This is a genomic window from Actinomyces stomatis (genome assembly GCF_031292835.1).
In the GTDB taxonomy this organism is placed as follows: domain Bacteria; phylum Actinomycetota; class Actinomycetes; order Actinomycetales; family Actinomycetaceae; genus Actinomyces; species Actinomyces stomatis.
In genome coordinates, this window is record NZ_JASPEP010000007.1 from 1 (window position 1) to 13,256 (window position 13,256).

Genomic DNA, 13,256 nt, shown 5'->3' on the forward strand with positions numbered 1-13,256 from the left:
GCTGCTGGGTCACCGCGCCGCCTCGGCGTGCCTGTCGCGGCTGACGCTGCCGGTGGCGGGGCGAGCGGAGGAGGTGCCGGGAACCATGTCGCGGGCCTGGCGCAGCAGGTCGCCGGCCGGTTCCCAGTAGGCCAGCCCCACCAGGGTGCGGTCCTCGAAGGTCAGGGAGGTCAGAGAGGCCAGGGCGCACTGGCGGCGGCGCGGGTCGTGGGCCAGGGAGCGCCCCTCCAGGAAGAGGCGCAGCGACCAGACGGGCAGCTGGTGGGAGACGAGGAGCGCCTCGTGCCCCTCGGCGACGTCGAGAGCGGAGACGACGGCGCCGCGCATCCGTTCAACGATCTCCTTGTAGGGCTCTCCCCAGGAGGGGCGCAGCGGGTTGACGTAGCTGGGCCAGTAGGTGGGGTGGGCCAGGACCCAGCGGTTGCGGTTGACGGCCACGCCCTCGAAGGAGTTGCCGGCCTCGATGAGTCGGGCGTCCGTCGTCGGCGCCAGACCGAAGGCGGCGGCAGTGGGGGCGCCGGTCTCCCGGGCCCGCTCCAGGGGTGAGGTGATGACCCGGGTGATGTCGTGCCCGGAGGCGGACAGGACGTCGGCGACCTGCTGGGCCATCTGGTGGCCCAGGGTCGACAGGTGGTACCCGGGCAGGCGGCCGTAGAGGATGCCCTCGGGGTTGTGCACCTCGCCGTGCCGCATGAGGTGGATCGTCGTGCGCGCCATGCGGTGATTCTCGCACGCCCGCCGGCAACGGTCAGCCACCGGGGACCGTAAGGTGTTCCCATGACAACTCGCAGCGCATGGGGTCTCGGTCTGGCGACCGTGACTGACGACGGCAACACCCTTGACGTGTGGTATCCCCGCCCGGTTCTCGGTGACGAGCCCGAGGACGGGCACGCCGATCTCCTGGCCTCCCTGAGTGCCATGGAACGCCGCGACGAGGCCCGCGGCGTCCACACCACCATGGTGCGCACCTGGGCCGACCTCGACGACGCCCCCCAGACCGTGGCCGGCGCCTACCTGCGCCTGCACGCACTGTCCCACCGCCTGGCCCGGCCCAACACCGTCAACCTGGACGGAATCTTCTCCCGCCTGCCCAACGTGGTGTGGACCTCCGCGGGCCCCTGCCGCGCTGAGGACTTCGAGACCACCCGCATGCGCCTGCGCGCCGACGTGGGACGCCCCGTCCAGGTGCACTCGGTGGACAAGTTCCCCCGCATGACCGACTACGTGCTGCCCTCGGGCGTGCGGATCGGCAACGGCGCGAACGTGCGCCTGGGCGCCTACCTGTCCGAGGGCACCACGGTCATGCACTCCGGCTTCGTCAACTACAACGCCGGGACGCTGGGCCGTTCCATGGTTGAGGGCCGCATCTCCCAGGGGGTTGTCATCGGTGACGGCTCCGACGTCGGCGGCGGTGCCTCCACGATGGGAATGCTCTCGGGCGGTGGGCGCCAGCGGGTGGCGCTGGGTGAGCGCTGCCTGCTGGGGGCGAACTCGGGGCTCGGAATCCCGCTGGGTGACGACTGCGTCGTCGAGGCCGGCCTGTACCTGACGGCCGGCACGAAGGTCTCCCTCATGCCGCAGGGCGGAGTAGTGCCCGGCAACCTCGGCCTGTTCAAGGAGCCGCGCGTGGTCTCGGCCCGCGAGCTGGCCGGTGCCTCCAACGTCCTGTTCCGCCGCAACTCCCAGTCCGGGGCCGTTGAGGCGCTGGCCCGCGGCGGCAAGAGCATCGAGCTGGGCTCAACACAGCACGCAGGTCAGTAGGGCTCCTCTCCTCCGCCGCGCTTCTCGTACCGGCCGCCTTCCGCCTCAACGGCGGGAGGCGGCCGGTCGCGTTGGACGGCCCGCCGAAGCACAGGGCGCACGCCCTATGCCAGCATCACAGTGTTCGTTATCATAGTTATGGGTTGTTCTGCGCATAGGAGGGTGGGTCAGATGGCTGCGACGTCCACGGTCGCCCGCATCCCTGAGGCTGCTCGGCCCGTTGGTGACGCGCTTCCTCCCCGGCGCAGGCGCCGCACCCCCGTGTGGGCGTCGCAGCGCGTCCTCAAGGCGACGATGGCGGTCACCGGCACGGTCATGGCCCTGTTCGTCGTGGTCCATATGGTCGGCAACCTCAAGGTTCTCGCAGGCCCGGAGGCGTTCAACGGGTACGCCGCATGGCTGCGACAGGTCGCCTACCCGCTCCTGCCGCACGAAGGGCTCCTGTGGGCGATGCGCCTGGCCCTGGGGGTCTGCATCGCGGCGCACGTCGCTGCGGGATTCACGTTGTGGCGACGTGCGAGGAGCGCTCGCGGGGCCTTCCGGCGCCGGGCCCTGCCCGTGCGCACTATCGGCGCTCGGTCCATGCTGCTGACCGGTGTCCTCATCGGGGTCTTCGTCCTCATCCACATTCTCGACCTGACCGTCGGTAGTCTCATCGCCCCTGAGGGCTTCCAGGCGCCGACGACGTCGAACGGTGAGCTGCAGGTCAGCGCCTACCACAACCTCGTGGCGAGCCTGTCGCGCCCCGGCATGGCAGTCTTCTACAGCCTGGTCATGCTGGCGCTCTCCCTCCATCTGGCGCAGGGCCTGTGGAACGTGGTCATCGACCTGGGCGGCACGGGCCCCAGGCTGCGGAAGGTGTGCCGCGCCGTCGCCCTGGCCGTGGCCCTGACCATCGCCGTCGTCAACGGCCTGCTTCCCGTACTCATCTGCACGGGGGTGATCGGATGAGTGCGAACGCGCCGGGGGCCGTCGGCGGCCTGTACGACGTCGGTGAGGATCTTGATGCGCATCTGCCGGACTGTCCGCCCGAGCAGGCCTGGGAGCGCCGACGCGACGAGTACCGCCTGGTCAATCCCGCCAACCGTCGAAAGCTGACTGTCATCGTGGTGGGTGCCGGGCTGGCCGGCGCCGGGGCGGCCGCCACCTTGGGGCGCCTGGGTTACCGGGTGGAGTGCTTCAGCCTGCACGACGCCCCGCGCCGCGCCCACTCGGTGGCCGCGCAGGGCGGGATCAACGCCGCCCGGGCCCGCAAGGTCGACGGCGACTCCCTGGCGCGCTTCGTCAAGGACACCGTCAAGGGCGGGGACTACCGGGGGCGGGAGGCCGACGTCGTGCGCTTGGGGCTGGAGTCCGGCCGGGTCATCGACCATATGGAGGCGATCGGGGCGCCCTTCGCCCGCGAGTACGGCGGCCAGCTCGCCACCCGCTCCTTCGGCGGGGTGCAGGTCTCGCGCACCTACTACACGCGAGGGCAGACCGGTCAGCAGCTGGAGATCGCCTGCGCCCAGGCCCTCCAGGAGCAGGTCGCCGCCGGGAGCGTCCGCATGCACACCCGCACCGAGATGCTCGACCTCATCGTGGCCGACTCCCGCGCGCAGGGCATCGTCACCCGGGACCTGCTCTCCGGTGAGGTGAGCGCCCACACCGCTCACGCCGTCGTGCTGGCCACCGGCGGCTACGGCAGCGTCTACCACTACTCGACCCTGGCCATGGCCTCCAACGCCACCGCCACCTGGCGCGCCCACCGGCGCGGGGCGGCCTTCGCCTCCGCCTGCATGGTGCAGTTCCACCCCACGGCGCTGCCGGTGAGCTCCCACTGGCAGTCCAAGACGACGCTCATGAGCGAGTCCCTGCGCAACGACGGGCGCATCTGGGTGCCCGTGCGCCCCGGGGACGAGCGGCCCCCGAACGAGATCCCCGAGGACGAGCGCGACTACTACCTGGAGCGCAAGTACCCGGCCTTCGGCAACCTCACCCCGCGCGACGTGGCCTCACGCAACGCCCGCGAGCAGATCGAGTCCGGCCGCGGCGTCGGGCCGCTGCGCAACTCGGTCTACCTCGACTTCCGCGACGCGCTGGAGCGGCTGGGCAAGGAGACCATCGCCTCGCGCTACGGCAACCTGTTCGAGATGTACCTCGACGCCACCGGCGAGGACCCCTATGAGGTACCCATGCGCATCGCCCCGGGCGCCCACTTCACGATGGGCGGGCTGTGGGTGGACTTCGACCAGATGTCCACGATCCCGGGGATGTTCGTAGGCGGGGAGGCCTCGAACAACTACCACGGCGCCAACCGCCTGGGGGCGAACTCGCTGCTGAGCGCCAGCGTGGACGGCTGGTTCGTGCTGCCGCTGGCCGTACCGAACTACCTGGCCGGGTTGGTGGGCAGTAGCCCCTTGAGCCCCGACGCGCCGGAGGCGCTTCAGGCCGTGGCCGACACCCGCGAGCGCATTGAGGCGCTCATGGCGGTGCGTGGGACCCACCGCCCCGTGTGGTTCCACCGCCGTCTGGGTGAGGTCCTCTACACCGGCTGCGGGGTCAGCCGCTCCGAGGCGGGGCTGCGGCGTGCCCTGGAGGAGGTGCGCGCCCTGCGCGAGGAGTTCTGGGCCGACGTCACCGTGGTTGGTGACCAGGCGCGGCTCAACCAGGAGCTGGAGAAGGCGCTGCGGGTCGCCGATTTCCTGGAGCTGGCGGAGGTCATGATCCTCGACGCCCTGGACCGGCGCGAGTCCGCCGGCGCCCACTTCCGCGAGGAGTACGCGACGCAGGGCGGCGAGGCCCAGCGCAATGACGAGACCTGGTGCTCCGTCTCGGCCTGGCAGACGGGGCCCGACGGCGGGCACACGCGCCACACGGAGCCACTGAGCTTCTCGCTGGTGCCTATGCAGGTGAGGGACTACCGATGAGGATCGAGCTGGAGATCTGGCGGCAGGACGGGCCGCGGGCGCGGGGCTTCTTCGAGAGCCACGTGGTGGAGGACGCCGAGCCGCAGATGAGTCTGCTCGAGCTGCTCGACCGCCTCAACGACCAGATCATCGAGGCCGGTGGCGAGCCGGTGGTCTTCGAGTCCGACTGCCGGGAGGGGGTGTGCGGGGCCTGCGGCTTCCTCGTCAACGGGGTGCCGCACGGGCCGATGGACACGACCCCGGCCTGCCGTCAACACCTGCGGGCCTTCCCCGGAGTGAGGCGCTTCCGGCTGGAGCCGTGGAGGTCGGCGGCCTTCCCGGTCATCCGGGACCTGGTGGTGGACCGTACGGCGCTCGATGAGCTCATCCGGGCGGGCGGGACCGTGGACGTGGCCGCTGGGACCGCCCCGGACGCCGACGACGTCGCCCAGGGGCATCTGCAGGCGGAGCGGGCTCTGGACTTCGCCGCCTGCATCGGCTGTGGGGCCTGCGTGGCGGCCTGCCCGAACGGGGCGGCGGCGCTCTTCGCGGGGGCAAAGCTGGCTCACCTGTCGCTCATGCCTCAGGGGCGTATCGAACGGGGCCGCCGGGCTCGGGCGATGACGAGGGAGCTCGACGAGCTCTTCGGGCCGTGCTCGGAGTACGGCGAGTGCCTGCCGGCGTGCCCGGCGGGGATCCCGATCGAGGCGATCGCGCTGCTCAACCGGGAGGTGCTGCGCGCCGGCCTGCGCGGGGCGACCCACGACGACTGAGCCGACCTCATCACCGGGGGCCGATGACCGGCCCCGGACCTCGCGGGGCTCATGTAGCGCGTCAATTGGCTTCGGATAGTTTCGTGGCTGGCTGCGGGTTGTAGTAGGGAGCCGTTGCGGATCATGGCGTGCAGGGTCAGGATGCGGCGGTGGGCCAGAGCGACGATGGCCTAGCCCATGCGGCGATGACCTCCAGGACGGCGCCGTACGCCCGACCAGGGCCCCAGGATGTTTTCCGGGGCAGGGTGCGAGCCCTGTGCCGAGTCACTCAGCCTTGGATGCAACCCTCGGCCTGGTTGACCTGGCTGGCCAGATCCAGGTCAAGTCCCGCGAAAATCAGTAATGGAGACTGCGTGCTCATCCAAGGTGCTCACGGAGCAAAGAATGCAGGGCATCATCCTAGCGCCGCCGCCAGTGTACCGATGGCGGTGGGCTGCTCCAACGCCAGCAGCCACCAACAAGACCGGAGCCGGCTTCAATAGAGAAGCACGACCAACACATCTAGCAGTGTGTGGCCAATCGCAAACACAGACAGCGTCACCACGAAACAGCCACACCGCCCCCGACACCTCATCCATCATTCGATACGTATCAACTGGGTGCTCGAATGCGCGGATGACATGAATCAGCCCCTACGACCCTCATGAGCCTCAGCAGCAACAAGATCACCAAACGCCTCAATTTCAACAGCCCTCCCCAGGTAGCGGAGGATCGTCCACGAGAGAGATGCGCGCAGCGACGCTAGAACCTGCTGAGGTAGAAAGACCCGTACATGACTTATCCTGGAACTGGACGACGATATTCTCTCGAGAGGAACCCGACATGTTGACCTGCACGGGAAGTTCATGTCAGCACGCAGTGAGTCCTGGCTGCGAATGTGGTTGCGGCGGCGGGAATCACGGAGCGCTTGCCAGGATCTCATGGGCTACCGCCTTAGCGGTTCCAACCCTACAGCGGACCCCCGAGCAGAAGAAGCAGGCTGAGACAGCCATCAAACAGCAAAAGCGTGCAACCTCGAAGTTGAAACTACAGGTAAAGTCACACCACCATTCCCGACAGAAGCCGCGACGCCTTGACGCTACAGCATTCTTCGAAGCCAATCGTTCGATTGACATCGTCACTTGGCTCATTAACAACCCTAATGAATGCAAGGCGATTGAGTCGATGGCTCAACAGATCGGTAGCACCTGCGAAAGCCTACTCACCGAGAACCCTAAGTTCCGACTTCAGCTTGCCGATCACTTCTGGTGTGACGTCCTCGCAGCCCTGGTACACGTGCTCACCGAAGTGCTCAACGAGATCGACAAGACACCCAGTCGCGCTTCAAAACTCACTGTGGACCTACTGGGGGCACGAACATGGGAGACGGTTCGCGATCAGCGCAGGGACTCTAAAGGAAACGCACCATGCCAACGCAAGACTTCACGAAAAGCGATATCGAGAGCAGGCAAAGACGCTGCGGCAGGACTGCACGACGCGATCTTGGAAAAGACTGTCAAAGACCTCGTCGCATCCCTCATAGCCGGATTTACAGTAGCAGCCCATGGGACACTGGATCCGATCATCTTGCGACTGCGCGTCCTAGCCATCCTCTTTTGCCCCGACCCTTACGCCCACAAGGCCGTGTGGAATTACTGCGTGGTCCCATTGTTGAAGCAAGGGATCGTTATTCAGGCCAAGAACTATCTTCAAAGTTTTTATGACATGTTCAAACAGCAGTGGAACTGGCCCACATGAGAACATCACTCAGACTTGATGGCAGAGAGGGAAGGCTGCTGCAATGGCGACTTTTGCTTGTTGCCCGGAGAGGAGTTGGGTTTCGCACTTGGTTTGGATAGCGGCTTACTCGAGGACTGAGACATGGGCGTCAAGGGCGTCGGCAGCTTCTGCCATGATGGTGATGAGACCGACGTAGTGCAAGACGCCGTGACCAGCGGCGAGCTCGCTTTTTCTTGAGCACATTGTGGTAGTCAGCAATCTGGACGGCACCGACAGGACCTGCGGTGACTAGGCTGCAACTCCAGGCGGCGCCGCAGCGTTCTTGTTCGGCGGGGTCGAGAAGGACGAAGGCGGGGGTAGACGATCTCGCAGACCATGGCAAGGACGTTCTGGTAGAAGTCATGGATCATGCCACTTTGGTGTCAGGTCGGTGATGCGGCGCGTCGACAGTCAGCAGATGATACACAGCGATACCCACACCCTGGGCCACCGCCACCACCAGGGCACCGATGGTGGCAGGCTGGACCACCACCAGCAGGCTCCCGGGAGCAGTCAGTTTGTCGTAATGGGACGCAGGCGCGCCTCGTCGTTGGGAAGAGCCCTGTCAAAGACCTTCCGTCCGTCCCGGCTCAGGGCTGTGGCCCAGTGCTCGCTCTTACCAGCGCCCGGTACCAATGAAGACCTCACTGTCCCCGACGTCCATCCCTGTGCCGTCTCTCGTCCAAGTCAGTACGGGGTCAGCCACTGGACGACCGGCCTCGCACCCAATTCCTTGAATAACTTCATACGTGGTGGGTCGTTACCCTTATGGGCGCTGACTAGCGCCCGGCAGCCACAGGTGCCTCTCACCCACCCCAAATCATCTACAGACAGAGGCAAGGCACCCGGGCCTACAGCAGTTGCCCCAGTCCCCGGCGCCCATCACCAGGAGTTGCTCACAAGGTAACGGGCAATGGAAATCAGGCTGCGGGCTTGTGGGCGACGAGGGCGATGCCGACCATGTCCTTCTCGTAGCGTTTGAAGGTGCCTGCCATCTCCTGGACGCGCCGGCGCAGCGCCTTGTCGGCGGCGACGTTGCGCGCGATCCGCAGGAAGCCTCCTACTCCCTCGTCGCGGATGTTGCGGCCGACCTTGAGCAGGGCCATGGGGGCGGTGTCGACCCAGTCGACGACGAGTCCGGCGTTTTCCATGAGCTGCTTCCAGGCGGCCGCGGTCATGGGGCGGGCGTTGACGTGGATGGAGCGGGCCAGGTCGCGGCGCAGCTGGGTGTAGTACTCCTCGTCGATGTCGTCGGGGGTGACGCCGAGCTCGTGGATGGCGTAGCGCCCGCCGGGGCGCAGGACGCGGGCGGCCTCGGCGACGATGGCGGCCTTGCCCTTGTCCCCCTGCATGGTGAGCATGGCCTCGCCGACGACGACGTCGGCGCTGGCGTCGTCCAGGCCGGTGTCGGCAGCCTCTCCCTGGCGGACGGTGCCGAGGTCCCCGACGACGGCGGCCACGCGCCGGGCGGCGTCAGGGTCGCGGTCGATGGCCGTGTAGGAGGCGGGGTGGTCCTTGATGATCTCGGCGGCGGTGCGCCCCAGGCCCGGGGCGAGCTCGACGACATCGGCGCCCGCCAGACCGGCGTGGCTGAGCATGGCGGCGGACAGGGCGGCGCCGCCGGGCCGCAGGACGCGTTTGCCGGCGCGGGCCAGGACCCAGTGGCCGGGGGCGGAGGCAATGGGGCGGTCGGCGTGGGGCAGCGGCAGGTCGGCCGAGGCGGTGGAGTCGGCGGGCTTCTTGCTCATAAGGCCAGCCTAACCACATCGGAGCGGGGACCGATAGGGTCGTCATCAGGCGACAGCCGCCTGGTGTGGCAGACAGGCTCAGGCACACGCGGTTCAGCCCCAGACTCGCCTTGTCGAGGACAGGAACGGGACCTACCGTTTCAATATGTTGCCCGCTGCCGCCCATCCTCCGCATGATGACGCGGATCGCCCAACCCCCGATGAGGCTGTGGAGCGGCCGGGGCAGGCGACACGACGACGGATGCTCGTGCGGGCTACCGGCCTTGTCATCGGTGGAGGACTCGCTATCGCAGGTGGGTACGCCTGGACGCACGGACCGGGCGGGACACTGTCCTACGAGACCAGAAGACTGAGGGCACTCCGAGACGACCCGATGGGAGCGGAGACCATCCTCGGGGTCTCCGCCGTCTTCACCGAGTCACGGGAGCTGCCCAGGTGGTTTCAGTGGAAATACGGGGGTGTCTCACTGCGCCGATGGTTCTATGACGCGAGCAGAACTTCCGCGGAGCTCACGAGTCTCTTCATCGACTACGCAGAGAGCCACGGCTGGACGAGGGATCCCGGACCATCCACACCCGAGTCATGGATCGGCCGCCACGGCGGGACGGAGCCGACTGATGGCATGATCCTCAATGTCGCCCCCGATATCGGGCCGCACGAGACCGACCCGCTCAGCGGCTCGGTTGTTGTCGGACTCGGTTACGCCTGAACCGGCACCAGAGTTCACCCTCCCCTGTCAGCGAGGGCCACTCAAGCGCCGCGACGCATGAGGGCACAAACCGGTTCTTCGTGTTTGAGGATGTTCTTGCCGGAGTCTGTTGGTCTGTTCGGTGGGGGCGGTGGGTGCGTCGTTGCGCTGGGGGCGAGGGCCGAGGCCCCTCGATAATGGGAGGTGTTACACACCCCGTCATGAAAGACCTCGACGTGAGTGAAACTAGCTTCACCGGTCTCGACCCGGCGGCCTTCCCGGACCTGGATGACCTGGGACTGACCGCGACGTTACGATGACTGGATGGATCAGCTCATCACTCCCGCCATCCGGTGCAACGGCACCGTCGACGAAGCGGCCCGGTTCTACGCCGACGTCTTCCGGGAGGGCTCCGTCGTCGAGCAGGTGCCCGGGCTCGCGGCCACGGTCAGCATCCACGGCTTTCGGCTCTCGCTCATCAACGGCGGCGACCAGTACGCCCCGAACCCGTCGATCAGCTGCATCCTGAACTTCGACCCGCTCCTGTTCGATGGCGAGGAGCAGGCCCGGGCCTACCTCGATGAGCTCTACGAGCGACTCTCCACCGGCGGCGTGCTCATGGAGCTGGGCGAGTACCCCTTCTCTCCGCGCTACGCCTGGGTCCGCGACCGCTTCGGTATGACCTGGCGGCTCATGCTCACCGACCCGGCCGGCGAGCCGCGCCCCTTCATCCTGCCCTCCTTCATGTTCGGCGGGACCAACCACGCCAACGCCGAGGAGGCCACCGAGGCCTGGATCGCCCTGTTCGACGACGCCCACCGCGGGGCCCTGCGTCGCTACGAGGAGGGTGGGCCGATGGAGGCAGGAACCATCATGTTCACCGACTTCACGCTGCGCGGCACCTGGATGGCGGCCATGGACTCGGGGGCCTTCCACGACTTCACCTTCACGCCCGGGGTCTCCATGATCGTCTTCTGTCGGGACCAGGAGGAGATCGACCGCTGCTGGACGGGCCTGTCGGCCGTGCCCGAGGCCGAGCGCTGCGGCTGGTGCGTCGACCGCTGGGGCGTGTCCTGGCAGGTCCTCCCCCACAACATCGCTGAGCTCATGGCCGACGCCGCCATACGCGACAAGATCCTGCACATGGGCAAGATCGACCTGGCCGGCCTATAGGCCGCAGAGCTCATCATGACGGTCTCGACGACGTTCAGGCAGACATTTCGTATTACACTTGTCGTATGGAATCCATTAATGGCGTGCCAGTCACCGACGAGATGATCCAGGAGTGGGCTGACGAAGCGGAACGTGGATACGACGTCGAAGTGCTGAAGAAGCGAGGACGCCGCCCCATCGGGGATGGTGCGGCGCGGGTCGTCCCAGTCCGTATGGACGAGAGTCTGGTGGCCGCGGTCGACCAGCGCGCTGAGAAGGATGGCACCAGCCGCTCCGAGATCATTCGCTCGGCCGTACGAGCCTTCGTCGCGTGAAAGTCCACAACTCAGCGCTCAAGCATGGCATCAGCGCTGCGGACGCCCTCTACGCCGCCAACCACCGGATCTACGAGAGCTGGCCGGACGACGATGTACCAGCCAAGCAGTTCGTCATGGGTTTCGACAGCCAAGGACGGCTTCTGGAACTCGTCATTCTCACCTTCGACAGTGGTCACCAGCTACTCATCCATGCGATGAAGGCGCGTCGCCATCTCCTGGATCTGATCGACTGATGCCCAGCAGACCAGGGGCCCACCTCACCTCTGCAACAGGCATCCTGATTCGATGGAGCGCAAGGCAGCCCCTCGTGATGCGGTCGAGTACTGCCCGGTGGTGGCGTTCGTGTCGACCGGAGATCCCCTGTTCATCCTCGGTGACAGCCGCCCGGTCCACGAGCGACTGGTGGCGCCCCACAAGCGGTTGATCGACGACGTACTTCTGCATCGGGGACGTACTTCTCCCCCAAACCACTGAGGTCCGCCCTTAGTGGTTTGGGGGAGAACGCAGTCCTCGTCGGGAAGGTACGTCCCCGCCCCACACTGCCCGGCCTGAGCAACCGGCGTGGCCCGTGAGCCTCAGACCCTCATGATTCAGACCCTGGTGACGCGGTCGAGGCTGGGGACGCCGGCGCGGGTGGCCGGGTACTGTCCGTCGTCGTGCTTGCGCCGGTGCATGGCCACGTAGTGGCGCTCGGTGGAGCCGTCGTAGACCTGGCGGGGCCGGCCGATGCGCTTGGCGGGGTCGGCGATCATCTCGCGGTACTGGGCGATCCAGCCCGGCAGGCGCCCCAGGGCGAACAGGGGCGTGAACATCTTCGTGGGGAAGCCCATCGCCTGGTAGATGAGGCCGGTGTAGAAGTCGACGTTCGGGTAGAGGCTGCGCGAGACGAAGTACTCGTCGCGCAGCGCCGTCTCCTCGAGCTCCATGGCGATCTCGAGCTTGCGGTCGCCGTCATCGGAGCCCAGGCGGGTCAGGACGTCGTGGGCGGTCTCCTTGACGATGGCGGCGCGCGGGTCGTAGTTCTTGTAGACCCGGTGGCCGAAGCCCATGAGCCGCACGCCGTCCTCCTTGTCCTTGACCTTGCGGACGAACTCGGCCGTGCTCATCCCCGAGCTCTGGATCGTGTCCAGCATCCGCAGGACGGCCTCGTTGGCGCCGCCGTGCAGCGGCCCGGACAGGGCGCCCACACCCGCGGCCACGGAGGCGTACATGTTGGCGTCGGCCGAGCCCACGAGGCGCACCGTGGAGGTCGAGCAGTTCTGCTCGTGGTCGGCGTGCAGGATGAGGAGCATGTCCAGGGCGCGCACCACGGCCGGGTCGATGTCGTAGGACTGGTAGGGCATCCCGAAGGTCAGGCGGATGAAGTCCTCGACGTAGGAGCGCTGCGGGTCGGGGTAGAGCAGCGGCAGGCCGATGGCGCGCCGGGCGATGTAGCTGATCATCGTGGGCATCTTGGCCAGCAGCAGCACGGTGGCGAGCTCGCGCTCGTAGGGGTCGTGCGGGTTGAGGGTGTCCTCGTAGTAGGTGGCCAGGCCCGCGATCCCCGCCTGGAGGATCGCCATCGGGTGGCCCGAGGAGGGGAAGGAGGTGAAGAAGCCGCGGAAGTCCTCGTGCAGGAGCCGGTGGCGCGAGATGCGCCGCTCCATGCGCGCGAAGGACTCGCGGTCGGGCAGCTCGCCGTTGATGAGGAGGTAGGCGACCTCCAGGAAGGTCGAGGACTTGGCCAGCTCCTCGATCGGGTAGCCGCGGTAGCGCAGAATCCCGGCCGCGCCGTCGATGTAGGTGATCTGCGAGGTGCAGGACGCCGTGTTGGTGAAGCCCGGGTCGAGCGTCACCACGCCGGTGGATCCCAGCAGCTTGGACACGCCCAGGCCGTCGGCACCGTCGGTCGCCGGGGTGCGCGGCAGCTCGAGGTTCTTGCCGTCAACGGCCAGCAGGCCAGGACCGCCGACGACGCCGGACCGGCTCTGCTCCGCCTGCTCAGCCGCGGCGGGGGTGGGGGTGGGGGTGCTCGTCATCATGCCTCCTGGGGCTCGGGGCCGCACGCATCGCGACGGCGAGACCTGGGCCCACGGGGTTCCGGCAGGCCCAGCGCCCACTGTACGGGGTGCACTGTCACGGTGTCGTTTCATGGACCCACCGCGGGCGAC

13 protein-coding genes and 1 pseudogene are annotated in these 13,256 nt (G+C 67.3%); 10 read left to right on the forward strand and 4 right to left on the reverse strand.

The window, feature by feature from the left end:
• Positions 1–9 precede the first annotated feature (9 nt).
• A complete protein-coding gene (locus RIV12_RS05865) occupies positions 10–717 on the reverse strand; it encodes a histidine phosphatase family protein (protein ID WP_075418244.1) in 708 nt (235 codons plus the stop codon).
• 60 nt (positions 718–777) lie between these two features.
• Between RIV12_RS05865 and dapD the strand changes: the two genes are divergently transcribed.
• The 5 genes from dapD (at position 778) to RIV12_RS05890 (ending at position 7,159) form a co-directional block, all read left to right on the forward strand.
• Positions 778–1,761 carry a 2,3,4,5-tetrahydropyridine-2,6-dicarboxylate N-succinyltransferase gene (dapD, locus tag RIV12_RS05870; RefSeq protein WP_309322798.1) on the forward strand — a complete coding sequence of 328 codons (984 nt, stop codon included), beginning with the start codon at positions 778–780 and terminating at the stop codon, positions 1,759–1,761.
• A gap of 171 nt (positions 1,762–1,932) precedes the next feature.
• Positions 1,933–2,712 (forward strand): succinate dehydrogenase cytochrome b subunit, encoded by a 780-nt coding sequence (locus tag RIV12_RS05875; RefSeq protein ID WP_309322799.1) that lies wholly within the window; start codon positions 1,933–1,935, stop codon positions 2,710–2,712.
• Positions 2,709–4,670, forward strand: coding sequence for a fumarate reductase/succinate dehydrogenase flavoprotein subunit (locus RIV12_RS05880; protein WP_309322800.1), 1,962 nt, complete (start codon positions 2,709–2,711; stop codon positions 4,668–4,670). The genes RIV12_RS05875 and RIV12_RS05880 overlap by 4 nt, the downstream gene beginning before the upstream one ends.
• A complete protein-coding gene (locus RIV12_RS05885) occupies positions 4,667–5,422 on the forward strand; it encodes a succinate dehydrogenase/fumarate reductase iron-sulfur subunit (RefSeq protein WP_309322801.1) in 756 nt (251 codons plus the stop codon). Before RIV12_RS05880 ends, RIV12_RS05885 begins: the two co-directional genes overlap by 4 nt.
• A gap of 1,164 nt (positions 5,423–6,586) precedes the next feature.
• Positions 6,587–7,159, forward strand: a complete 573-nt coding sequence (locus RIV12_RS05890) for a hypothetical protein (protein WP_309322802.1) — start codon at positions 6,587–6,589, stop codon at positions 7,157–7,159.
• Between the two features lie 399 nt (positions 7,160–7,558).
• Here RIV12_RS05890 and RIV12_RS05895 read toward each other — a convergent pair.
• Positions 7,559–7,828, reverse strand: a pseudogene (locus RIV12_RS05895) (IS110 family transposase); the annotation flags it as partial.
• Between the two features lie 272 nt (positions 7,829–8,100).
• A complete protein-coding gene (locus RIV12_RS05900; protein ID WP_309322803.1) occupies positions 8,101–8,928 on the reverse strand; it encodes a class I SAM-dependent methyltransferase in 828 nt (275 codons plus the stop codon).
• A gap of 373 nt (positions 8,929–9,301) precedes the next feature.
• Between RIV12_RS05900 and RIV12_RS05905 the strand changes: the two genes are divergently transcribed.
• The 5 genes from RIV12_RS05905 (at position 9,302) to RIV12_RS05925 (ending at position 11,580) form a co-directional block, all read left to right on the forward strand.
• Complete coding sequence (locus tag RIV12_RS05905; protein WP_009393223.1) at positions 9,302–9,637, forward strand: hypothetical protein; 336 nt, start codon at positions 9,302–9,304, stop codon at positions 9,635–9,637.
• Positions 9,638–9,940: 303 nt separating this feature from the next.
• Entirely contained in the window at positions 9,941–10,789 is an 849-nt protein-coding gene (locus RIV12_RS05910; protein WP_309322804.1) for a VOC family protein, read from the forward strand.
• A 65-nt stretch (positions 10,790–10,854) separates the two neighbouring features.
• On the forward strand, positions 10,855–11,103 hold the full coding sequence (locus tag RIV12_RS05915; protein ID WP_075418237.1) for a ribbon-helix-helix domain-containing protein: 249 nt from the start codon (positions 10,855–10,857) through the stop codon (positions 11,101–11,103).
• On the forward strand, positions 11,100–11,339 hold the full coding sequence (locus RIV12_RS05920; RefSeq protein WP_003787266.1) for a hypothetical protein: 240 nt from the start codon (positions 11,100–11,102) through the stop codon (positions 11,337–11,339). The genes RIV12_RS05915 and RIV12_RS05920 overlap by 4 nt, the downstream gene beginning before the upstream one ends.
• 52 nt (positions 11,340–11,391) lie before the next feature.
• The gene (locus RIV12_RS05925; protein WP_075418235.1) at positions 11,392–11,580 is read left to right on the forward strand and encodes a hypothetical protein; all 189 of its coding nucleotides are present in this window, start codon (positions 11,392–11,394) and stop codon (positions 11,578–11,580) included.
• 116 nt (positions 11,581–11,696) lie between these two features.
• Here RIV12_RS05925 and RIV12_RS05930 read toward each other — a convergent pair whose 3' ends face one another.
• On the reverse strand, positions 11,697–13,127 hold the full coding sequence (locus RIV12_RS05930; protein ID WP_309322805.1) for a citrate synthase: 1,431 nt from the start codon (positions 13,125–13,127) through the stop codon (positions 11,697–11,699).
• Between the last annotated feature and the right edge of the window lie 129 nt (positions 13,128–13,256).